This is a genomic window from Phyllobacterium sp. 1468 (assembly GCF_031455525.1).
In the GTDB taxonomy this organism is placed as follows: Bacteria; Pseudomonadota; Alphaproteobacteria; order Rhizobiales; family Rhizobiaceae; genus Phyllobacterium.
Genome location: NZ_JAVDSX010000007.1, coordinates 13,014 through 35,756, shown reverse-complemented (window position 1 = coordinate 35,756; position 22,743 = coordinate 13,014). Strand labels below are relative to the sequence as shown.

Below are 22,743 nucleotides of genomic sequence, written 5' to 3'. Positions count from 1 at the left end.
CGCCGACTTACTTCGATTTGACCAGCCCGGAGAAGCCGGCGACTGCAAGCAGGCTCAAGGCCCAGCCAACAACCGACTGGAAGAAATAGTATTTCAGGATGAATTGGCCATGGGGTTTTGTGGGATCCGGCCGCCAGTATTCCTTCTGGCCGATCGACAGCACCGGTAACAGGACATCCAATGAATACATGAGCGGGTTGAACTCCGGGTAGCTAGCTGCTTCCGGCTGGTTGAGGAAGCAGGAAAGCTGATTCTCTCCCGTCGCTGCACGTCCAGCGAAAGTCTGGCCGCTCGACGGCATGTAGCGGCTATCGGTTTGCTGGAGACCGCACATGGTCCATTCAAGTGAACGGAGGATGACCGGGCTGTTCGGCTTGATGGCACCATTTTTCTGGGCAAATGCGAACACGCCGATACCGACCGCCCAAAACAGGATAAGCCACAACAGCGCGAGCAGAGGCTGGCGGCCATAGCGAAGGGTTACGGCCAATATGGCATCCGTGGTGGCAAGAGCGAGGCGCAGTGCCGGGTTCTTCGCGCGCGCCCGCCGTGCGCGCCGCTGCAGCCTTTCCTTGGTGATCAGGACGGCGCGGGCATCTTCGTCGTGACCCATTTCCCACAGCACGGTGGAAAGCTGCTCGTAGGGTTGCGGCCAGAAATCCGAGCTCCATCGTTCAGGCGTCTGACGCGATAGCCAATCGAGCCTGCTTGCCGCGTCGACGGGCCCGCCGATGAACGCGCCGTACTGGCAACGGTTCAGGAGCAAATCACCCGTCTTTGGCCAGCTTGCCTGTTCGTCATCGATCGCGCCGATCTGCGTGGCCGTCAGGTCGAGCGTGCCTTCAACCGAAGCACCCTGTCGCAGGAAGAATGCACCATCGACGATCGCACGGTTGAGCCTCAATGCGTAGCCGCCAGGCTGCGATAGCGTCGCAGATGTATAATCGATGTCTCCACCAAAGCGGGCGCCCAATAGGCGGGTCTCGCCAATGATGGTTGCCCCTCGCATGGCGAGGTCACCGCCCGCGACAATAGCATCCCCGTTCAGGGCGACTTCGCCGGGACGCTCGATCTTTGCGCCGACGGCGTTGAGGTCACCGCCAAGTCGGACGCCAGAAAAATTAATGCCCCCGCGGACGTCTGCGCCGCGCAACAGGATCCCACCGCGAACCTCCAAACTGCCGGCGTCGAGGACAATGCCGGTGGGCGAGACGATGGATGCACCGTCGATCTCGATGTTACCACCAATGCGTGCCCCGGAGAGACGAATTTCTCCAGTGATAGTCGCGCCGCGGAAGGATAGACCCCCACGCGCTTCGAGACGATCAGCCTGCAGGCCAGGCATCGCCGAACCGTCCAGAAAGAGGTTGTCGATAATGGCCGAACGCAGGATCGGCGAAGCTTCGAAGTGGCAGTCCTTGAGACCGATGTCGCGTGGAATCCGGCAACCTTCGAGGTCGAGAATACCGGACACCCATGCGCCGCTAAGCCTCAGTCCCTTCTCGTGCAAATGATATTCGCTATTCCCGAGGATGAGGAAGCGCAATAGCGTCGCGCGCACGGTCCGCGCCGAATCCTCCTGCTCGGGGCGCAAGCCATCTCCAAGCCTGTCAAAATCTCCCAAACTTAGATGCGCGACGACCTTGGCTTCAGCGGCACTGAGCGGTTGGAAGCCAGCGAGGCTGGTGCCAACGGAGATTTCAGGTTCAGCTTTCGGAGGCTTTTCATCCATAAGCGCAATGATGTCATTTCCCTGGTCGCATGGCCCATTGTACGGCCATTCAAATACTTTAACTTCCCACAGAAGCACTGTGATTGGCATTGAGTCCCAAATCTTTGCTTTAGATACCATTCGTCGAAACAAAAAGGACCCTTCAGCCAAATAAAAACCAAGGATAGTCAACAAATTGGAAGCATTTTTGCAGAACTTTAGCTTATAGTAGAACCGGTTATATAGAGACCGCTCCCGCCAGTCGGATGGATCATCTCGATTGTCTACAAAGGCCGCTTCAAATGCCATCAGACCGTCAGACCGCTGACAGCGGGGTTTCGCGATCGGCGCTCGGCTCGATCAATCTCTGGCTGCTGTTGTTTTCGCTTTGGCTGATCCTGAATTCCAGTCTCGCTCTTCCCATCGTGGTAACCGGCTCGGTGATTGCGGTGGTTATCGACTGGATTTTCATGCGCCGCAGCGGCACATGGTGGAACGTCCTGCTGACACCGCGAAGCGTCCTCCATTTCATCGCCTATACGGGCGTCTTCTTTTTTGAGTTGGTCAAGGCCAACCTGAACATGCTGCGATACGTCTATTCTCCCCGCATCGACATTCACCCCGGTATCGTCAGGATCGATATCCGGCTCAAATCGCCGATTGGAAGACTGGCCCTTGCCAATTCGATCGCACTGACGCCGGGCTCACTCGTCATGGCTATAGAGGACGATGCGCTGTTTGTTCACTGGCTCGACGTCAAAACAGTCGATCCCGAGATTGCGACCGAAATGATCGCAGGGCCATTCGAGAAACACTTGGGAGAAGTCTTTGGCTGACATTATCCTGCAGATAGCCGGCGCATTGATTTTTATGGGCATCGCCTGCGGTGTGCTTCGGCTGATCATCGGCAGGACCATCGTCGACAGAATCGTTGCGATCGACATGCTCACGGTGATCTCAATTTCGCTCATAGCGCTCTACGCCCATCTATCCGGTCGTTTCGTCTACATCGATGTTGCGCTGGTCTATGGGTTGCTGAGCTTCCTGGCCGTGCTTGCTATTGCGCGCTTTCTCGAACGGAGATCTTAACGCCATGTTGGAACTCCTCGTCATTCTGGTTTGTGCCGGCATTCTGGTGAGTGGTGTGCTGGCGGTGTGTCTCGGCAATATGCTGGCAGCGATGATCAGCGCCGGCCTCGCGAGCCTCTTCGCAGCGGTATCCTATGTTCTGCTGGCTGCACCTGACGTCGCGATGGCAGAGGCGGCGATAGGCTCGGGACTGGCAACGCTGATCTTCCTCTACACGATGCGAAGGACCGGCAGCGGAAGGGAGCCGTGATGGAACTGATCGGCAGCCTGGTTATCCTGGTGGGTGCTTTCTTTCTTTTTTCGGCCGGGCTCGGACTCCTGCGCATGCCGGATGCCTTTACCCGCATCCAGGCGGGCACCAAGGCGTCGACCCTGGGCAACATTCTGGTACTGGTCGGATTGGGCATCTGTCACCCCGATTGGAGCGCCAAGCTGCTTATCGTCGCCTATTTCGTGCTGATGACCAATCCATTGTCATCGCATGCCCTGTCGCGTGCCGCCCACGCAATCGGAACGCCCATGGCTGCCTCCACCATAACCGATGCATTGCGCGACGCGGAGAATGCAGGCAGGGAGGAGGGCGGTGCAGGATGAAACGCGTATTTGCCATCATCGCGGTGCTGATGTTCGGTGCAATCTTCCTTGGCGTGGTCGGGGGGTATAGCGAACGCAAGACGAGATCGCCGCTTGCCGAATACTATCTCACGCAGGTTCCGCGCGAACTCGGTGCGCCGAATGTTGTAACGGGGATACTCATCACCTATCGCGGCTTCGACACGCTGGGGGAGGTGGCTGTGCTTTTCATGGTGGCCGCGAGCGTTGGCGTGCTCCTTGCCAGCAAGTCGGGCGAAAACGCGCAGGGCACCAACGCGACAAGGTTCGACGAGAGGCAGCCGAGCGAACTGGTCCGTACCGGCGCCGAGGTCATATTGCCGCTTATCTTCCTGTTCGGCGCTTATGTCATCATGAACGGGCATCTTTCGGCCGGTGGCGGGTTTCAGGGTGGTGCGGTGGTGGCGTCCGGGACCATGCTGCTGATGCTGGCGAGCTCTCCAACCGAATTGAACCACGGTTTCCTGAGTGTGACGGAATCGCTCGCCGGTGTGCTTTACGTATCGATCGGAATTCTCGGTATTGTTTTTGCCGACGGTTTTCTTGATAGCCACATTCTGCCACTCGGTACATTTGGAACGCTGTTGAGTGCTGGGGCAATTCCCGTGATATCGGCCTTGCTCGGCATCAAGGTTGGAGCCGAGCTCAGTGTCGTCATCGACCGGTTCCGGCACTAATATGGCAGGCGAGGTGGATTGATGGGTCTACCGATTTCGCAGATATTGCTGGTCACGGGATTCTGCCTGATTCTGATCGGCCTTGCGGGAATTCTCGTCCATCGCAACATTCTGCGCATCATTATCGGTTTTTCGCTGATCGACACCGGCATCCACGTTGTCATGGTGGCAACGGGCTACGTCACTGGCGGAACCGCGCCAATCATCGACGCTGCAATGGATAAGGCCGACGGCGCGACGAACGCCGTCGATCCCATCCCTTCGGCGCTGGTCGTCACGGCCATCGTCATCGGCTTTTCCGTAACCGCGATCATGCTGTCATTCGCAATACGCCTTTACGATGCCAGGAAGACGCTCGACATCGGCGCCTTCACGGAGTCGAAATGGTAGAAGCCCTCACGCATCCGTTGAACATCTTTCTGTTCGGCCTTGGAGGCAGCTTTCTCATACCGCTGTTGTATCGCATCGCCAAACCGTTGCCGGCGATGATCTTTGTCCTTGCGCTCGTCGGTATAGCTGCCGTTTCGGGTGTCTGCCTGTGGGCGGTTTACCACGGGCAGCCGGTGTTGGAGAGCTTCACGGGTGGCAGTGCGCCGCCATATTCGATCAATCTCCGCGTTGGGCCCTGGGAGGGTGTGTGTGCCTTCAGCGTCAACGTTGTTGCGCTGCTGGCCGCCTGGCATCTTTGGGATCGGTTACGTCAAAACTATGCGGCGCAATTGCTGTTTCTCCTATTGATCATGGGCGTCAACGGGATGGTGATGACAAGGGATCTGTTCAACCTTTTTGTATTCCTCGAAATTGCATCGATAGCGACATACGGTCTTCTCGGCTTCGATGGTACGCCGGCAGCGCTCACCGCCGGATTCAAGTACATCCTGGCGACCGTGCTTGCCTCGACCTTTTTCCTGCTGGGTTCTGCCTTGCTCTATCACGTCATCGGAACACTCAACATTGACGATATGATCGTCAACCGCGCGCTGATAGCCGGGCCGATCGGAACAACGGCTTTGGTGCTTGTATTGTCCTGCCTCATCATCGAACTCAAGCCCTTTCCGGCCAACGGCTGGGGGCTGGATGTCTATCAGTCAGCCTCTAGCGGCGTTGCAGCACTCGTTTCCGGGGTGGTGTCGGCAGGCGTATTTTTTGCACTTTTCAAACTGCTTCCGCTGTTCGAAAATTACCTTACCCTTATTGCAGTGTCAGGCGGGATAACGTTCCTGTTCTCCAATCTCGCCGGACTGCGCCAGACCAACGTTCAGCGCATGCTTGGCTATTCGTCGATCGCGCAAATGGGCCTTCTCACCCTGGCGCTTGCGCTGATGCGACAACTTGGTGCCGAAGCGTCAATGCCACTCGTCGTTGGCGGGCTGTTCGTCAATCACCTTTTGGCGAAGGCTGGCCTGTTCTTCCTGGCAGGCGCTGTCAATCGTCCGCGGGTCGACGGCTGGTCCGCACTCGCCGGACGTCCGCTAACAATGCTGATTTTCGCCATTCTGCTCATCGCCATTGCCGGTCTGCCACCTTTTCCGGGCTTCTGGTCCAAATGGGAGCTCGTCATTCGCGTCGCAGCGGCCGGGCACCTTGGGTGGATCGCCGTTATTCTGATCGGATCACTGCTCGAGATCGCATACATGTTCCGCTGGTTCAAGCAGGTGACCCATACCGTCGAACAAGGCGCCATTGATGTCCCGCCCGGGCATCTACTGCCTGCTGGTTTGTGTGCAGTGTTACTCAGCGTTTCGGGCTATGTGGCGGCTAATCTTTCAGGAGCGGCCTCGCTATGGATATTCGCACCGCTCGGTGCCGCAGCCTTTCTGTGCCTGTTCGACTGGCTTCCCGGGCGGCTCAAATCATTTCTCATGCTTATAACGGTCCTTGTGCTGGGCATCTGGATCGTCGGTCCGGTTGAAGGTATCGGTCGCCTGTTCGCGCTGCTTCTCCTTTCAGGCGGGCTGGTTATCGCGTCGGCCAGCTTCTATCGCGCGGACCCGCGGCCCGGCTACTATCCGCTGATGGCGTTGCTGCTCCTGTCCATTGCCGCACTCCTGCGGACCAGGACGAGCCTCGAATTCTTCTTCAGCTGGGAAATGATCACCCTTTCTTCCTATTTCTTGATTGCGCATGCGCGCGGCGCCTATCCCCATGCGTTGCCATTCCTGTTGTTCTCGATCGCGTCGGCTTTTTGTCTTCTCGCAGGCTTTGCCATGGCCGCCGCCGTCAATGGAACGATTGACCTTTCTGCATTCGGGGCTGCAGGGAAGGATGCCTGGCCGGCATTTGTATTGCTGGCCGTGGGCTTTCTCATCAAGGCTGGGGCAGCGGGCGTCCATATATGGCTCCCCGGCGCCTATGCGGAAGCTGATGATGACCTCTCGGCAATGTTGTCGGCCGTGGTCAGCAAGGTCGCGATTTTTGGCCTGTTCTCGATCACCTATCTCGCGATCCGCTCGGATATTGGCCTCGACATGGCGCATGTAATGGGTTGGATCGGCCTGTTGACGACATTGCTCGGTGCGGCGATGGCGCTGCGGCAAACCGACATCAAGCGGATGCTTGCCTATTCGAGCATGAGTCAACTCGGCTACATTGTGACCGCCATCGCGCTTATGAGTCATCTTGGCTGGGTCACGGCATTCTATCTCGTTGCCAACCACCTGATGGTAAAGGGAATATTGTTCCTTGCCGTTGCCGGCGTCATCCTGCGGACCGGAACACGGCTGCTTGAAGAGAATGGTGGCCTGGTTCGCAACATGCCCTTCACCTTCGCTGCGGTCGCCACGGCCCTGATATCGATGTCTGGCCTGCCGCCACTCGCCGGGTTCGGTGGCAAGTGGCTGCTTCTCAGTGCCATGGTGGAAAAGGGCTGGTACGGGCTCGCAGCACTGGCCGTTCTCGCGACCTTCGGCGGCTTTCTCTACATGTTTCGTCTGGCCTACACGGTTTTTCTTGGAGAACGGAAAGCTAGATTCAACGCAATTGCGGAGGCGCCGCTCGCACTTCTTGTGCCGCAATATGTCCTGATCGTCGCCATCTTCACTTTGACATTCTTCCCGAAGCTATTCATGGACCCCGTATCCGCGGCTATCGACCCTGCATTCGCCTCAACGTTGGTTTGGGATGGGATGTCGCTGGAAACGATATACGGATATTGGAATCCCATACCCGTCATGGCCATTACCGTCGCTATCGCAATGGCTCTCTTCTTCGTTGTCTGGCTGCGTTACATCTACGGTTATCGGCGCGCGCCGACGACCGGCGTTACGGTCTTTTACGCATTTTACCAACCCGTTCTCTCGCGCCTGTTGAGGCCTGTCGCCATAGCATTCTGGCGCGGCATATCGGATTTGACGCTGAGCGCCGCCGGTTCGGTTCGAAAGACCTATACGGGCGATGGCCAGACCTACTGCCTCTATGTTCTATGGTACGTCATTGCCATTTACGTGACTGGAACTCTTATTCGCTCGTAGTGATGCCATCGCCAGAGTTGATTGGCTGAGGAGGCCGCGGGACATATCGATGTTGCGATTGATGCTGCTGAAACCGACAGGACCATGTGCACGGCCAGGCCTATAATTGCTGCGGATAGCGCAACAGCCTTTGCCTTTCCCGCGCCAACTCGGCGCGCTACGGTGGGGCTCGTCTTCCATGGGTTCGTAAGGCCCTTGAATTGTGCTGATCATTGCAAGGAGAAGTGTCATGGGACGTTTGCTTTCGGTCAACGTTGGCCTGCCGCGCAACATCATGTGGCAGGGCAAAATGGTCAATACGGCCGTTTGGAAGACACCCGTCACAGGAAAGCGCATGGTGCGGCGGCTCAATATAGACGGCGATGGTCAAGCCGATCTCGCCGGCCATGGTGGCGAACGCCGTGCTGTATTTGTCTACCAGATCGAATCTTACCGGTATTGGCAGGACCAGTTGGGTCGAGATGATTTCGTATATGGGCAGTTCGGTGAGAATTTCACAGTCGAGGGATTGCCCGACGCCCAGGTGTGCATCGGCGACCGCTACAGGATCGGCGGCGGTCTGTTCGAAGTGACTCAACCACGCGTTACCTGTTACCGGCTCGGCATACGCATGGACGAGCCGGAGATGGCCGCGCTCGTTGTCAAACACGGCAGGCCCGGCTTCTACCTCCGTGTGCTGGAAGAAGGCGATGTGCAGGCTGGCGACGAGATTACGCAGGTGGCGTCGGGACCCGGTGGCATGACCGTCAGCGAAATCGATGGGCTGTTGTATATGCCCGATCACCCGCGCGACAAGCTCGAACGTGCCTTACGCATTCCTGCGCTGAGCCTTGGCTGGCAAAATTCCTTCAAGGCGCTGCTCGCCCAGCAGGGGAAGGACGGTACGACAAAAGGGAACGCGGGGCTTACTGCTTTATCCGGTCCGCCGGCATGGAGCGGTTTCCGCCCGTTTCACGTGTCACGCAAGGTACGCGAGAGTGGCAATGTCGTGTCTCTCGTGCTCGAGCCCACAGACGGGCGACCTGTTTCTGCTGCACTGCCAGGGCAGTTTATAGTGCTGCGGCTCGGCTCCGGGTCTGCGCCAGTGCTCACGCGCAGCTATTCACTGTCAGGGGAACCGAGCACGATCTCTTATCGTGTCAGCGTCAAGCGGGAGCAGCATGGTGCTGCCAGTGGCTATATCGTCGACGAGGTAAAGGTTGGCGACATCGTTGAGGCAAGCGCGGCACGCGGCAGCTTTACACTGGCGCCGGGCGAAGCTCCGGTTGTGTTGTTGAGTGCCGGGATTGGAGTGACGCCGGTGCTCGCCATGCTCCATGCGTTGGCAGCCGAAGCGTCGCCCCGGGAAGTCTGGTGGCTGCATGGCACCCGCAACGGCCGCGAACACGGGTTTGTCGAGGAAACGCGCGGTTTGTTAAAGGCGCTCGCCCATCACCACAGCTACGTTTGCTACAGTTCTCCTGATCCCGGCGACCGGCTCGATGTGGATTTCGACGCGGCTGGCCACTTGAACGCGCAGGCAGTCAGGTTGCTCGGCCTGCCACTTGATGGCGATTTCTATGTCTGCGGCCCCTCGAGCTTCATGAGCGATCTAACCGAGGGGCTTGCAGCCCTGGGCGTCGCCCCGGATCGCATCCATACCGAAATGTTTGGCGCCGGTCCGTCCGTTACCCCCGGCGTCGCTGCCACGCCAAGGCCGGCACCGCATTTGCCACCGGGCGTCGCCGGCTTGGGCGCGCTGGTGTCCTTCGCCAGGACCGGGCTGAATGTACGGTGGGATACAACGTTCCAGAGCCTGCTGGAGCTGGCCGAAGCTTGCGATGTCCCGGTGCGATGGTCTTGTCGAACGGGCGTCTGCCACACTTGCGAGACGGGGCTGGTGGCGGGGGCGGTTGCCTACCGTCCGGACCCGATCGATGCGCCCGCAGATGGCAATATGTTGATCTGCTGTGCGCAACCCAAGGGTGATATCGTCATTGATTTGTAAGGAAATGCCATCCGTCGGCAAGAAATGCCGGCCGGATTGGGATATCACCGTGCCCCGGCTCAAGGCCGGACGGAAGAAGGGCAGGAAGGAGCTAGTCTATCCTTACATCAGGTCGTACGTCGAAACTCTTGGTGATGGGGTTTGAGATGGCCTACTGATACAGTTGCGATGTTAACCCTTGAATTTTTTCCGGCATACATAAGGCGTAACCACTCATGATCAAAGGATCCGATCTCCTCATTGCAGCGCTCGAAAACGAGGGCGTCGAGCGCATTTTCGGTATTCCCGGCGAAGAAAACCTCGATGTCGTCGAATCCATCCGCAATTCGTCAATCGAACTCGTGCTTACCCGGCACGAGCAGGCTGCAGCGTTCATGGCAGCAACGTTTGGCAGGCTGACGGGAAAGCCCGGTGTCTGCCTGACAACACTTGGGCCTGGCGCTCTGAACCTGTCGACGGGTGCTGCATACGCACTGTTGGGTGCAATGCCGATGGTGATGATCACCGGCCAGAAAGGTATCCTTTCTTCGCGACAGGCTCGCTTTCAAGTGGTCGATGTCGTCGCGTCGATGAGGCCGCTGACCAAGCTCGCCCGACAGATTGCGTCGCCACTGACGATCCCGACGATGGTTCGGGAGGCGTTCCGGATAGCGCAAGAAGAAAGACCTGGGCCGGTACATCTCGAACTTCCCGAGGACATTGCGGCAGAGGAATGCGAAGAAGTGCCGTTGATCGCGCCGCATCAGCTCGAACTACCGACAGCAAATGATGCCGCACTCGACCGTGCCGCCGCGCTTATCATTGCAGCCAAGCGGCCTCTTCTGATGTTCGGGGCAGCAGCTTCACGCCCCCGGTCTACATCCGATATTGCGCAGTTTGTGATGCGGACCCGAATTCCATTCTTCACGACGCAAATGGGCAAGGGTACAGTTGCTGGCGGGACCGAACTTTACATGGGAACCGCGGCGCTCTCAGAGCGCGACTATGTCCACGAGGCCATCGAGCAGGCCGACCTTATTATCACGATCGGGCACGACACGATTGAAAAGCCGCCGTTCATCATGGGCAAGGATGGTCCGCACGTCGTTCATGTCGGATATCAGCCGGCGACCGTTGAGCAGGTCTATTTCCCGCAATCCGAGGTTATAGGCGACATAGGGCCGTCATTGCGCGCTTTGGCTGATCGCATCGAGGGCAAACTTCCGAATGCAGAGGCACTCCTTCATCTGCGGGAGCGCATTCTCGAACGCGTCGGAGCGCGATCGACGGAAGATCGCTTCACGCCGCAGCGTCTGGTTCACGATATCCGCGAGGTCATGCCCTATGACGGTATCCTGGCGCTCGATAACGGTATGTACAAAATCTGGTTTGCCCGGAACTACCGCACGCGAATGGCCAACACGCTCCTGCTCGATAATGCTCTCGCATCGATGGGGGCAGGGCTACCGTCCGCTCTGGCTGCGTCGATGCTGTACCCGCAGCGCCGTGTCATGGCTGTCTGCGGCGATGGCGGATTCATGATGAATTCCCAGGAACTCGAGACCGCGGTGCGTCTCAAACTCAACCTGGTTGTGCTCGTCATCGAGGATAATGCTTATGGAATGATCCGCTGGAAGCAGGCGGTGGACCAGTTTCCGGACTTTGGCATGACGTTCGGCAATCCGAACTTTGTAAAATACGCCGAGTCATATGGCGCAAAGGGCACCAGGGTCGAAGACATCGGCCAGTTCAAGCAAGTTCTTGAAGACGCATTCTCCGGCGGCGGTGTCCATCTGGTCAATGTGCCGGTCGACTATTCAGAAAATGAGCGGGTTCTCGTGAAGGAACTGCGTGAGCGGCTTCCCGTCATTCTGGATGCCTGAAGCCAGCTTCGCCAGCAGATCAGGTGACGAACATGCACGACACGATATCACCGTCCGCAACGCGTCTGCCCCGGATACCAGCGGTCATTCTTCAGGATCGTGCTCAGGCTGGCCTGCAGCCCCACAATCGGACAAAACGACCACGTTACTTAGCGGTTCATCACCGTCCTGCTTCCCTCACAACTCGCCTTCCTTTACAATCTCCCCGAACAGAGGAGTTTCCGCCATGAGCCAAGACGCCTTCAACATTTCGATCCGCAAGTTCCTGAAGGAAGTCGGCGTCACCTCACAGCGCAAGATCGAGGAGACAGTGCGCGAAAGCGAGATCAGCGGCAAGAAGCTGAAGGTACGCATGACGCTGACGGCAGAAGGCACGGGCCTCATCCACGTGGTGGACGGAGAGATCGAACTTCCGTGAGCTAAGGCGAAATAACCAAGCGGATCGACGCGGACGAAGCTGAAGGCAAGCCGCTCCATGCCGCGGTAACCAGAACGTTGCAACAGATCCTTCAGACCGGCTGTGGATGGAGTTCTCATGAAGAAGACTGTGGTCAGGGTTATCTGTGCCATCGGCCAAGCGGGGCAACTCGGCCTCAAAGGTGGTCTTCCATGGGAAGGCGACCGGTCGCCGGAGTTCGTCGCTGACGTTGCACGGTTTTTCGAAGTCACGCGAGGACACGTCCTGCTCGCCGGCCCCAAGACGATCGCGAGCGTCCCGGAGTTTGCGCGGGCGGACCGGGAACTTGTCGTCGTTCGCTCCAGCATGGATCCCGCGGACACGCTCAGGCGCTTTGCTGGCCGTGTCGTCTTCATCGGCGGCGGCCCACCGGTCTGGGACGCCTACGCACGCTTCGTCAGCCACTGGGATGTCACGCGGCTACCCTATGACGGGCCGGCGGACCGCTGGTTCGATGCAAGATGGCTTACGGGCGGCGAAGTTCCCAGAGATCACCGCGACCCATGAAGGTAGGGATTCACAAGAACGCGATGAGTTGCCAAGACTGTCGAGGTATGTCTGGTGACAATGCCATTTAACTCTCCGCAGCAATCGCGCTAGTGATACTACTCCGGGCGCAGGTTATCCTTTGCGGCCATCGTTCCCTGTGTGCAAAGATATACGGTATTGGAGGGACAGCGCGTTGAAGATTCGTCATTGGGATCGCATAGGCAATGGGGGGCTCGGTTTCACGAAACTCGGCTTTGGATCTGCACCCCTCGGCAATCTCTACAAAACGGTCTCGGAAGAAGACGCATTTGGCATTCTGGACGCTGCCTGGCAGAGCGGGGTGCGCTATTACGATACGGCGCCCCTTTACGGACTGGGCCTATCAGAACGTCGCGTCGGCAGATTTTTGACGACCAAGCCTCGAGACAAATTCATCATCTCCACAAAGGTCGGCAGGCTGTTGCAAGCTTGCAAGCCGGAGCAGCGAACGGGCATCGGCAAATTCTTTGATACACCCAATCGTCGTGAGATCTATGATTATAGCTATGACGGAGTCATGCGCTCTTTCGAGATATCTCTGGAGCGGACGGGCCTCGATGGATTCGACATTCTTCTTGCGCACGATTTGGATATCTTCACTCACGGAACGCTTGAGACATGCCAGGCCTATCTCGATCAATTTATGCGTGGCGGCTACCGTGCCATGCTGTCGCTCAGGGACCAGGGCGTAGTTAAGGCCATCGGCGGGGGACTAAATGAATGGCAAATGTGTCAGGCTCTGGCTGAACAGGGAGATTTCGATCTTTTCCTGCTGGCAGGCCGGTACACATTGCTCGAACAAGATGCACTGGAGACCTTCCTGCCCATGTGCGAAGAACGTGGTATCGGCATCGTGTTAGGCGGCCCTTACAACTCGGGTATCCTCGCTCGTGGAGCAACCACGGACGCTCAATATAACTACTCAGCAGCGCCATTGGACGTCATCGAACGCGTGAAGCGTATCGATGCCATCTGTAAGAGGCACGGTGTTGCAATGATTGAGGCTGCGCTGAATTTCCCCCTTCATCACCCTGCTGTCGTCTCAGTAATACCCGGAGGGCAAAGTATTTCGGAGGTCAATGCAAACAGAGCCATCCTTGGCAAAGAGCTGCCGAGCGCACTATGGGCGGAACTCAAAGCTGCGGGATTGTTGAGAGATGACGCGCCACCCCTAAACATTGCGCTTCCCGCATAAGCGTAATGGTAGCGAGAGGGAAGCCGGTAATCGCCCGTGGCAGCGCATTCTATTGAGGGGGCTCAAGGCGTCCGGTCCTCCGGCCAGCTGGCTGTTTTGTGTTAAGCGCTCACTATCTGTCTTTCATCGAATTGTGAGCCACCACTATGCCGCCGACACCCAAAACTGCAAACAGAGCTGCCGCGCCCCAATTGCCAATAGAGGCAAGGTAAAGAGCTATCAGTGGGTTTGCGGCCACCGCGACCGCCATAACAATGAACCACCATATTTTTAACAAGTGAGCCATGCGCGCAGTTTATTGAAGTTTGCAACATTTTCAATTGGAGCCAATTTGCAACGCCTGGCGCCGAGGCTTGCTCCTATTCCACTGGAAGGACTTGCCTGTCGGCGGTCCACGTTCTGGCTCATCGTTCCGATTTACTGCCATCTATCAAAAACGCGCCCCGTTGCGGCGCAAAATGTTTGATCCGCCGGACGACTCAACTACCATCCAGCGCAGTCTCCTATCAGAAACCGGACGGAAATGAACCGACTAAGGAAAAGGTACAGCCCCAAGCGAGACCTGCGCGATCCTGCCATCAGGGTTGCGGATTACGTTGCCAGCTTGAAATCGAACAATCCGAAACTGACGCCTCGGGAAATTGCGAACTTGTTGGAAATTTCACCGTTTCACCCACCGGAAACCATGCGTTGGTCCGCGGGTGCGGTGGCGAGATTATTGTCCAGTTCGCGGAGGTAGCTTTTGCTCTGTCGTGTTGGCTTCAGGCGGACCAAATTTGCCAGAAATGCTATAAAAAACGAGCTAGAAAGATCCAACAAATGTTCCGAGGAGCAAGACCGCGATCAGCGAGATGATTACCCCGACGATTACAGTCATGACCATATCCTTGTAGGCCTCCGCGTGCGTCAGCTTGCTGATCTGAAGGAGCATCAGGACGGTACCATTATGTGGTAACGCATCCAGTGTGCCGGCACTAATCGTTGTGACGCGATGCATCAGTGCCGGATCAATGTTGTAGGTAGCTGCCAACTCCAGAAAATGCTTGCCCAGTGCATCCAAGGCGATCGCCATGCCGCCCGAGGCTGTGCCCGTCAACGCAGCCAACATATTCATCGAGACTGTCAATGAAATTAGCGGACCGCCCGAAATGCCGAGCACCGCATCACGGACATCTGCAAAGGCGGGCAGGGAAGCAATGATCGCGCCAAATCCAACGAGGCTGGCGATCGTGAGCATGGGCAAGGCTGCGGAATTGGCGCCTGCGTCGAGGCTTGCGCGAATGTCGGGCATTCGACGAAAGTTGACCAGAATGACCGCCAGGTTGGCAGCGGACAGCGCCAAGATTACTGACCAAACGCCCCCAATCGCCTGAAAACTGGTCCCGCCCCACGCAGGCTCCGAAAGAAAGGCGAAATCAAGCCGTGGAAGCACAACAAGGGACATCAAGAAATTCATGACAATGACGACGCAAAGTGGCAGGGCCGCCAATGCGAAAGGCGGATAAACGTTCACACGCTTGCCGTGTTCGAGTTCGGCCGGATCGAAATCGCCGACTGCCGTAGCTTGCTCGCGGAGCTTTTCGTCGATCGGGGCAGGAACCTCGGCAGCCGTCCCAAAGCCTTCGCCGGCAACTCGCGCAGCTGCTTCCGCGCGGGCAAGCCACCAGAGGCCGAAGACCAAGGTGATTACCGATGAAATTATTCCGATTCCGGGGGCTGCGAAGGTGGTCGTTCCAAAAAAAGGCATCGGGATAGCATTGTTGATGGAGGGGGTTCCCGGCAATGCCGACATTGTGAAGGTGAACGCACCCAGGCCGATTGTGGCTGGCATCAATCGCCGGGGAATATCGGCGGCCGCAAACATGCGCTGCGCCATCGGTACAAGCACAAAGAACGCGACGAAGACGCTGACACCTCCATAGGTCACGATGGCCGACGCCAGAACGACGGAAAGAATTGTCCTTCGTGTCCCCAGGCGCTCGGTCAGGAAATTGGCGATCGAAGCGATCGAGCCACTGTCGTCCATGAGTTTCCCAAACAGGCCACCCAACAAAAAGATCGGGAACCACTGCGCCACGAAGTTGGCGGCACCGGGCATGAAAGTCTGCGTCCAGTTGGCTAAGATCGGTTGACCGGAGATGATCGCCGCTGCCAGCCCGGCAAGCGGTGCGACCAACAGCACGCTCCATCCGCGATATGCGAGCCACATCAACAACGCTAGCGCGACCAGAATTCCAATTAACCCCAAGGCGCAATCTCCTTCTTAATGAACTTAACAAGCAGCAAAAGGCGGCGTAAGTCTAAATAGAAATTCATGGCCCGAACTTTTCGCCGGGACTTCCATCGCCCGGTCAATAACCACTGGTCCTTTCTTCAAAATCCAACAGATAACGCCTTTTATTATCCTCGGGTGTAGTTGCAGCTGACGGCTCCACCAGCGTCAGCGCCTTGAAACCCGGGGCACCGATCAGCGCGAGCCAAGTCACAAGAACGAAGGCCGATGTGAGGACAGGCATCGCGATTGGCGAGAGAAAGATCGCGATCGACGCCCAGAGCCAGGTTGTCACGACGATACCGAACAGCGTGTAGATGAAACTTCGCCATGTCAGGACGAGGAAGAAGCCGCCGAGGGCGATCGCCGTCAGCGCCGCGTTATAGCCGAACAGGCCGTCGCGGATCGCGCCTTCCGGTCCGCCGAAGACGACCGCAACAAGCGCTGCTCCGGCCGCCCCAATAAGGCCCATGCCGGCCGAGATGCGCGAATTGATGGCGATGCCTAAGACGATCAGGTAGCCGGTGATCCAGTTGTCCTGAAAGAAAATCTGGCCGATGGCGTTACCGATGCCCTGGTACCAGGTCGGCAGCAAATAGGCGACGTCTGTGGCGTACTGGTCGGGCGAGACCGGCTTGGCGAGCGGGCCGGCATGGATCGAGTCGAACTTCAGCACGGCGAAGAGGAACAGCCAACCGATCAGCACGAAAGGCGAGGTCAGCGCGGCCACCTTGTGCGGGCCGAGCAGCGCGGCGATCGAAGAGAAGGTGACAGTGGTCATTGCGGCAGCGAAGACAATGTAGACCGTCATGTAGGGCGAGGGCACCGCACCGGTTCGAAAGTCCGCGCTGGTGAAAGCGACCAGCGCCAAAGCGACCAGCGCGCCGTTGAAGCCGAACAGGCCGTCGCGGATCATGCCCTTGTCGGCCTTGAGCAGAATGGCGGTAGCCGTCGCGACGACGACGCCGAGAATGCAGATCGTGCCGTAGATTGCCGAATTGAAGAAGAGAGCCAGGAGGATGATCAGCCCCGATAGCGGGTTGTTCTGGAACACAACCTGGCCGATGCCACGCAGGCACCAGTCGAAAAAACCGAGCATCGCATGCTCCCGATATCGATCCTGAAACGGAAGCTGGTTCTGGGTCACAATGTTTCTCCCCTGCGAAAAATCCCACCGGACATGTTCGGTCCGAAGGGGTTCGTGTCTTCCGCCACCGGCACCGGTACCGGATCAGAACAGGAAATAGCGCTGCGTCATCGGCAGGGTTTGGGCCGCTTCGCAGGTGATTAACTTGCCGTCGATGCGTACCTGGTAGTTCTGAGGATCGACCTCGATCATCGGCGTCAGCGAGTTGTGGATCATGTCTTTCTTGCGGACGCCGCGCATATCTTTGACGGCCACGAGCTGTTTCTGCAACTGCAGCTTTTCGCCGATATTGTCATCGAGCGCCGCCTGCGAGACGAAGGTCACCCCGGTTTTGCCGCGAGCCCGACCGATGACACCGTACATCGGCCGGTAATGCACCGGCTGCGGCGTCGAGATCGAGGCGTTCGGGTCGCCCATCGGCGCGGTGGCGATCATGCCACCCATGATGACCAGCGACGGCTTGACGCCGAAGAAGGCAGACCTCCACAGCACCAGATCGGCGCGCTTGCCGACTTCAATCGAACCAATTTCATGGGCGAAACCATGTGTGATGGCCGGGTTGATCGTGTACTTTGCAATATAGCGCTTGCAGCGGAAATTGTCGTTGCGTTCGTTGTCCTCGGGTAGCGCGCCTCGCTGCACCTTCATCTTGTGGGCGGTCTGCCAGCAGCGAAGCGTCGTCTCGCCAATTCGCCCCATGGCCTGCGAGTCCGAGGACATCATCGAGAAGGCGCCGAGATCGTGCAGGATGTCCTCGGCAGCGATCGTCTCCTTGCGAATGCGGGATTCGGCGAAGGCGACGTCTTCGGGTATCTGCGGGCTCAGGTGGTGGCATACCATCAGCATGTCGAGATGCTCGTCGATGGTGTTGATCGTGTAGGGCCGCGTCGGATTGGTGGAGGAAGGCAGGATGTTCTCTTGACCGGCCGCGGTGATGATGTCCGGCGCATGGCCGCCGCCGGCTCCCTCCGTGTGGAACGAGTGGATGCCGCGGCCCTTCAGCGCGGCAAAGGTATCGGCGACAAAACCACTCTCGTTCAGCGTGTCTGAGTGCAGGGCGACCTGTATGTCCATCTCGTCGGCGACGGTCAGGCAATTGTCGATCGCCGCCGGCGTCGTGCCCCAGTCCTCATGCAGTTTCAGGCCAATGGCCCCGGCCCGGATCTGCTCGCGCAGCGGCTCTGGCAGCGAGGCATTGCCCTTGCCGAGCAGTCCCACATTGATCGGCAACTCCTCGGTCGCTTCCAGCATGCGGTGGATGTACCAGGGCCCGGGTGTCACGGTGGTGGCGAGCGTGCCGACTGTGGGGCCGGTGCCGCCGCCAACAAGCGTCGTCGTGCCGCTGGTCAGCGCTTCCTCGGCCTGCTGCGGGGCGATGAAGTGTATGTGGGTGTCGACGCCGCCGGCGGTGAGGATTTTGCCCTCGCCGGCAATGACGTCTGTTCCGGGGCCGATGACGATCGTGACTCCGGGCTGGATGTCGGGATTGCCCGACTTGCCGATGCCGGAGATCCGGCCGTCTTTGACGCCGACATCGGCCTTTATGATGCCCCAGTGATCGAGGATGATCACATTGGTGATCACCAGATCGGCGACGTCGGCCGCGAGGCCCTGGCCCTGGCCCATGCCGTCGCGGATGACCTTGCCGCCGCCAAAGGTGACTTCTTCACCATAGATGGTGCGGTCTTCCTCGATCTCGATGATCAGTTCGGTGTCGGCCAGCCGCACCCTGTCACCCTTGGTGGGGCCGTAGAGCGAAGCGTAGTTTTCACGTGTGATGCTCGCCATCTCAAACCTCCAGCTTTCCCATGACCTTCGCGTTGAAGCCGTAGACGGCGCGGTCGCCATCCAGCGCCACCAACTCGACGGTACGCTCCTGTCCCGGCTCGAAACGGACGGCAGTTCCAGCCGGAATGTTGAGCCGGAAGCCCTTCGACTTCTCACGATCGAACAGAAGGGCCGTGTTTGTCTCGTAGAAGTGGTAATGCGAGCCGACCTGGATTGGCCGATCACCGGAATTAGCAACATCAATCGACTGCTTTTGTCGGTCGGCATTGAGCTCGATGTTGCCGTCCTCGAGGATGAATTCGCCTGGAATCATGACGTGCCCCTACGGTATCGGGTTGTGGACTGTGACCAGCTTGGTCCCGTCCGGGAAGGTCGCTTCGACCTGGATGTCGTGGATCATCTCCGGCACACCCTCCATGACCTGATCGCGGGCCAAGAGCGTAGCGCCGTAGGACATAAGATCAGCCACCGTCCTGCCATCGCGGGCGCCCTCCAGGATCGCCGCCGAGATGTAGGCGACCACTTCCGGGTAGTTCAGCTTGACGCCACGAGACAGGCGGCGCTCGGCCACCAATGCCGCGGTGAACAGGAGAAGCTTGTCTTTCTCTCGTGGTAAAAGTTCCATCGCCGGTCCTCTGATCGTATCGTGTTATGTGGCCCAAATGCGCGGCGTGTTGGCGACCTTGCCCTGGCATGAGGTACGGAGCGTATTCCATGCCCGTGCGAAGAGTGCCTTGCCTTCCGAAACCCTCGGCCCGAGATAGCGGCAGACGACCACCTGCTCGAGCTGGCTGACCGAGAACACGCGATCTCCCCGGCTGCCGACGGCGTCGCGCACCCGTTCTGCCGCGTCCTCGGCCGCGGGGCTGGCATAGACCATGGTTCCCCAGGTTGGTTGACCTGCCAGCGCATAGGATGCGTACTGGATCGCAGAGCCGCTCGGAAGGTGCAGTTGCTCGAACCAGATGGGCTTGCCGTCTCGGACGATCTCGATTCGCTGGCGCAGTTTACCGGTTTCGAACCGCTCGTCGGCTGCCGGGCGACCGAGGCAGATGAAATCCCAGCCGACATAGATCGAACCCGCCTGCAGCGTCACCCGCGTGTCGATGCTGGCATCGGCACCGTCGAAGACGATGATCTCCTGCGGCAGGTACTCGCAGACGGCGTTAGCGCCGACGTCGATCGTGGTCGATTGGGTGCTGCGGCCGTGCTCGCTGCGGTAGAATTTGGTGGCTCCTGGTGTCGTCAGGACGACGCGCGCCTCGACGCCGAGATGGAAGCGAAGGTCGAGCTGGTCGCCGCCGGCGATGCCGCCAGGCGGGTGCAGGAGATAGACGTGACAGGTGCCGTCTTTTTCCGGGTGGAACGGCTTCTGGACGACGAGTGGCCCATAATGCCGACGCCGCATCAGACGGGTTTTGCCTGCGCTCGTCGCGAACCACAGCTCTAACTCAGCAGGCCAGTGGCTTGGCACAGCGGTATAACGCGCGTGATCTGTTACGACGCGATCAGGCATGGCACTTTCGGCAAACAGGGGTTTCACTCGATTCGTGCTCCGAAGATGGGTCGCTCTTTGAGCGAACCTCGCGACTTCCCTATATCAATCTATTACATGGAGAATGCTACATCGCAATAGTAAAGTTGAACGCGTCAACTTCAACATTGTCTTTCTATACATTGCGTCTCAATATTTGGCTTTGCGTTCCAATTCGGTTTTCCCGCTTTCCTTTATTCCCAAAAGGAGCGATGCTTTGTCATTCGCCTTGCGGTACTCCGAAGTTGGAAAGCGCGCTGGCGTTGTAAGCTGTTGTGATTCATTGTCGCTCGACGGGTCTGAGACGGAGGACATGGAATGTTGAGGGCAGTTGCTGTAAGGCGGGCATCGGAGGTCCCGGCCGACGACCTCCTATCGCCACTCGGCCGTGCGGTGTTACAGCATGACGAACGTCATCTCCGCCGGCGGGTAATCGAACTGGTCGACGGTCGCAAGGTGCTTGTAGACCTGGCTGAACCCGTCGTGCTGGAGAACGAAGACCGTCTTGTGCTGGACGGTGGAGGCGAGGTCTTGGTCGTCGCCGCCCAAGAACAGCTCTATGAGATATCCGGCGAGAATTCGGTGCATCTGATGGAACTCAGCTGGCACATCGGCAACCGCCATCTCGCGGCCGCGATAAACCCGAGTCGAATCCTGATCCTGCGCGACCATGTTATCAAGGCGATGCTGGAGGGGCTTGGCGCGAGGGTAGAGGAGATTGTCGCGCAGTTCCATCCGGTGCGGGGTGCCCATTTCGGCCAAAGCGAGTCTGCTCATGTCAATGGGCGCGATTCGCACGCGGCGCACACGCATACGCATGCCCACAGTCACAATGATGGCCATCACCACGATGATCACCATCATGGCTCCGGTGGTCACGGCCACGAATGAAACCGGCAACGGCCGGACGTCACCGATCCCCGCTAAAGAAGGCCAGAGTGCTCATGATATCGAAAAACGGACCTCTTCGCATAGGTATCGGCGGCCCCGTCGGCTCCGGCAAGACCACACTGACCGAGAAGCTCTGCAAGGCGATGCGTGACCGATTCTCTATCGCCGTCATCACAAATGACATCTACACCAAGGAAGACGCGCTTATACTGGCCCGCCGACAGGCCTTATCCGAAGACCGCATTATGGGCGTTGAGACCGGCGGCTGCCCGCATACGGCGATCCGTGAGGACGCCTCGATTAATCTACAGGCGATCGCCGAGATGAACCGCAGGATTCCGGGGCTCGACATCGTGTTCATTGAATCCGGCGGCGACAACCTCGCGGCAACGTTCTCGCCCGATCTCGCCGACCTGACGCTCTATGTCATCTCGGTCTGCCAGGGTGAAGAAATCCCGCGCAAGGGCGGGCCCGGCATCACCCGCTCCGACTTCCTCGTCATCAATAAGAGCGACCTAGCCCCTTATGTGAATGTCGATCTCGACGTTATGCGGAACGACGCGGCGCGAATGCGAGGGAGCCGGCAGTTCGGTTTCACTGATCTGTCACGCAATAAGGGCGTGGATGCCGTGATCGACTTCATAGTCGAGAACGGCGGTCTGAAAGCGGAGCCTCACAAAGAGGCTGCCTCGCAGGAGACATGATTGATGGATGCCCTTTCGTCCAGAAACCAGGAAGCATCGCTACTGCACTTGCTGCGCCTCGTAAGCCAAAGCCTCCCTGTTGGCGGCTTCGCATTTTCCAGGGGCCTTGAGGCGGCGGTCGCTGCTGGATGGGTATGCGACGAGGGGACAGCTCGCGACTGGATTCTAGGCACACTTCAAACAAGTATAGCACAATTTGACGGTGCACTTTTGTGGCGTATGGCTACGGCCTTGGAAGCGGGTGATGAGGACCGATTCCGGTCGGTGAATGCATGGTTGGCGGCAGGTCGCGAAAGTCGCGAACTCCAGCGTGAGGACAAGCGTTTGGGAGAGGCGCTCCTGCGGCTCCTCGTCGACCTGGATGTGCCTGCCGCCAAGCATAACCATGGTTATGAATTGACCTATGCTGCTGCCTTTGCCCTCGCCTCGCAACATTGGCACATTACTCCGATGTGGGCTCTTAGAGGTTTGATGTGGGTCTACGTCGAAGGACAGACCACGGCAGCTATCAGGTTGGTCCCGCTCGGTCACACGGCGGGCCAACGTATCCTCGTAGAATCTGTCGCATGGGTAGAGGATGCGGTCATCCGCGCCTGCTCAATAACCGACGAGGACATTGGTAATCTGGTTCCGGCCCTGGCCATGGCAAGCGCTTGGCACGAAACGCAATACAGCCGACTCTTTCAGTCCTGACCCAGCACTCAGCTGCAGTATCCCAAGCGTAGTCCGCAGAAGCGTCCGTTGCGAAGCAATCCGTCCAAACCAAGTGCAGATGGATACCGGCGAAAAGGCACCGTCGGTGGTTCGATCGATCTCACG

General features: G+C 58.3%; 22 protein-coding genes. 15 read left to right on the top strand and 7 right to left on the bottom strand.

The window, feature by feature from the left end:
• Positions 1 to 7 precede the first annotated feature (7 nt).
• Positions 8 to 1,822, bottom strand: a complete 1,815-nt coding sequence (locus J2X72_RS18480; protein WP_310074320.1) for a hypothetical protein — start codon at positions 1,820 to 1,822, stop codon at positions 8 to 10.
• A gap of 191 nt (positions 1,823 to 2,013) precedes the next feature.
• Here J2X72_RS18480 and J2X72_RS18475 point away from each other — a divergent pair, with 191 nt between their 5' ends.
• The 12 genes from J2X72_RS18475 to J2X72_RS18420 all read left to right on the top strand — a co-directional run bounded on the left by J2X72_RS18475 (position 2,014) and on the right by J2X72_RS18420 (position 13,588).
• Positions 2,014 to 2,547: a Na+/H+ antiporter subunit E gene (locus J2X72_RS18475; protein WP_310074317.1), complete on the top strand. Its 534-nt coding sequence runs from the start codon at positions 2,014 to 2,016 to the stop codon at positions 2,545 to 2,547.
• The gene (locus J2X72_RS18470) at positions 2,540 to 2,800 is read left to right on the top strand and encodes a monovalent cation/H+ antiporter complex subunit F (RefSeq protein ID WP_310074314.1); all 261 of its coding nucleotides are present in this window, start codon (positions 2,540 to 2,542) and stop codon (positions 2,798 to 2,800) included. Before J2X72_RS18475 ends, J2X72_RS18470 begins: the two co-directional genes overlap by 8 nt.
• A gap of 4 nt (positions 2,801 to 2,804) precedes the next feature.
• Positions 2,805 to 3,050, top strand: a complete 246-nt coding sequence (locus J2X72_RS18465; protein ID WP_210004015.1) for a hydrogenase subunit MbhD domain-containing protein — start codon at positions 2,805 to 2,807, stop codon at positions 3,048 to 3,050.
• Complete coding sequence (mnhG, locus tag J2X72_RS18460) at positions 3,050 to 3,394, top strand: monovalent cation/H(+) antiporter subunit G (protein WP_310074642.1); 345 nt, start codon at positions 3,050 to 3,052, stop codon at positions 3,392 to 3,394. Before J2X72_RS18465 ends, mnhG begins: the two co-directional genes overlap by 1 nt.
• Complete coding sequence (locus J2X72_RS18455) at positions 3,391 to 4,089, top strand: Na(+)/H(+) antiporter subunit B (protein ID WP_310074311.1); 699 nt, start codon at positions 3,391 to 3,393, stop codon at positions 4,087 to 4,089. The genes mnhG and J2X72_RS18455 overlap by 4 nt, the downstream gene beginning before the upstream one ends.
• A 21-nt stretch (positions 4,090 to 4,110) precedes the next feature.
• Complete coding sequence (locus J2X72_RS18450) at positions 4,111 to 4,479, top strand: sodium:proton antiporter (protein WP_210004009.1); 369 nt, start codon at positions 4,111 to 4,113, stop codon at positions 4,477 to 4,479.
• The gene (locus J2X72_RS18445; RefSeq protein ID WP_310074309.1) at positions 4,473 to 7,559 is read left to right on the top strand and encodes a proton-conducting transporter membrane subunit; all 3,087 of its coding nucleotides are present in this window, start codon (positions 4,473 to 4,475) and stop codon (positions 7,557 to 7,559) included. The genes J2X72_RS18450 and J2X72_RS18445 overlap by 7 nt, the downstream gene beginning before the upstream one ends.
• 229 nt (positions 7,560 to 7,788) lie before the next feature.
• Positions 7,789 to 9,546 carry an MOSC and FAD-binding oxidoreductase domain-containing protein gene (locus tag J2X72_RS18440; protein WP_310074304.1) on the top strand — a complete coding sequence of 586 codons (1,758 nt, stop codon included), beginning with the start codon at positions 7,789 to 7,791 and terminating at the stop codon, positions 9,544 to 9,546.
• A gap of 215 nt (positions 9,547 to 9,761) precedes the next feature.
• The gene (locus J2X72_RS18435; protein WP_310074302.1) at positions 9,762 to 11,408 is read left to right on the top strand and encodes an acetolactate synthase large subunit; all 1,647 of its coding nucleotides are present in this window, start codon (positions 9,762 to 9,764) and stop codon (positions 11,406 to 11,408) included.
• 226 nt (positions 11,409 to 11,634) lie between these two features.
• Positions 11,635 to 11,826 carry a DUF6494 family protein gene (locus J2X72_RS18430; RefSeq protein ID WP_310074300.1) on the top strand — a complete coding sequence of 64 codons (192 nt, stop codon included), beginning with the start codon at positions 11,635 to 11,637 and terminating at the stop codon, positions 11,824 to 11,826.
• 117 nt (positions 11,827 to 11,943) lie between these two features.
• Positions 11,944 to 12,372, top strand: a complete 429-nt coding sequence (locus J2X72_RS18425; protein WP_310074298.1) for a dihydrofolate reductase — start codon at positions 11,944 to 11,946, stop codon at positions 12,370 to 12,372.
• A 175-nt stretch (positions 12,373 to 12,547) separates the two neighbouring features.
• Positions 12,548 to 13,588, top strand: a complete 1,041-nt coding sequence (locus J2X72_RS18420) for an aldo/keto reductase (RefSeq protein ID WP_310074296.1) — start codon at positions 12,548 to 12,550, stop codon at positions 13,586 to 13,588.
• Positions 13,589 to 14,390: 802 nt separating this feature from the next.
• Here the strand turns inward: J2X72_RS18420 and J2X72_RS18415 are convergent.
• From J2X72_RS18415 to J2X72_RS18390, 6 genes are all read right to left on the bottom strand, one after another.
• Complete coding sequence (locus J2X72_RS18415; protein ID WP_310074293.1) at positions 14,391 to 15,836, bottom strand: GntP family permease; 1,446 nt, start codon at positions 15,834 to 15,836, stop codon at positions 14,391 to 14,393.
• A gap of 103 nt (positions 15,837 to 15,939) precedes the next feature.
• A complete protein-coding gene (locus J2X72_RS18410; protein WP_310074640.1) occupies positions 15,940 to 16,959 on the bottom strand; it encodes an urea transporter in 1,020 nt (339 codons plus the stop codon).
• Positions 16,960 to 17,091: 132 nt separating this feature from the next.
• Complete coding sequence (gene ureC, locus J2X72_RS18405) at positions 17,092 to 18,795, bottom strand: urease subunit alpha (RefSeq protein ID WP_310074290.1); 1,704 nt, start codon at positions 18,793 to 18,795, stop codon at positions 17,092 to 17,094.
• 1 nt (position 18,796) lies between these two features.
• Positions 18,797 to 19,108 (bottom strand): urease subunit beta, encoded by a 312-nt coding sequence (locus J2X72_RS18400; protein WP_210003771.1) that lies wholly within the window; start codon positions 19,106 to 19,108, stop codon positions 18,797 to 18,799.
• Between the two features lie 9 nt (positions 19,109 to 19,117).
• Positions 19,118 to 19,420 carry an urease subunit gamma gene (gene ureA, locus J2X72_RS18395; RefSeq protein WP_210003770.1) on the bottom strand — a complete coding sequence of 101 codons (303 nt, stop codon included), beginning with the start codon at positions 19,418 to 19,420 and terminating at the stop codon, positions 19,118 to 19,120.
• A 24-nt stretch (positions 19,421 to 19,444) separates the two neighbouring features.
• Positions 19,445 to 20,311, bottom strand: coding sequence for an urease accessory protein UreD (locus tag J2X72_RS18390; RefSeq protein ID WP_310074284.1), 867 nt, complete (start codon positions 20,309 to 20,311; stop codon positions 19,445 to 19,447).
• 336 nt (positions 20,312 to 20,647) lie between these two features.
• Between J2X72_RS18390 and J2X72_RS18385 the strand changes: the two genes are divergently transcribed.
• Genes J2X72_RS18385 through J2X72_RS18375 form a run of 3 tightly spaced genes read left to right on the top strand, consistent with a single transcriptional unit; the run spans position 20,648 to position 22,617 of the window.
• Positions 20,648 to 21,220, top strand: a complete 573-nt coding sequence (locus tag J2X72_RS18385) for an urease accessory protein UreE (RefSeq protein WP_310074281.1) — start codon at positions 20,648 to 20,650, stop codon at positions 21,218 to 21,220.
• A gap of 53 nt (positions 21,221 to 21,273) precedes the next feature.
• Positions 21,274 to 21,924 (top strand): urease accessory protein UreG, encoded by a 651-nt coding sequence (gene ureG, locus J2X72_RS18380; RefSeq protein ID WP_310074278.1) that lies wholly within the window; start codon positions 21,274 to 21,276, stop codon positions 21,922 to 21,924.
• A 3-nt stretch (positions 21,925 to 21,927) separates the two neighbouring features.
• Positions 21,928 to 22,617 (top strand): urease accessory UreF family protein, encoded by a 690-nt coding sequence (locus J2X72_RS18375; protein ID WP_310074275.1) that lies wholly within the window; start codon positions 21,928 to 21,930, stop codon positions 22,615 to 22,617.
• Positions 22,618 to 22,743: the final 126 nt, after the last annotated feature.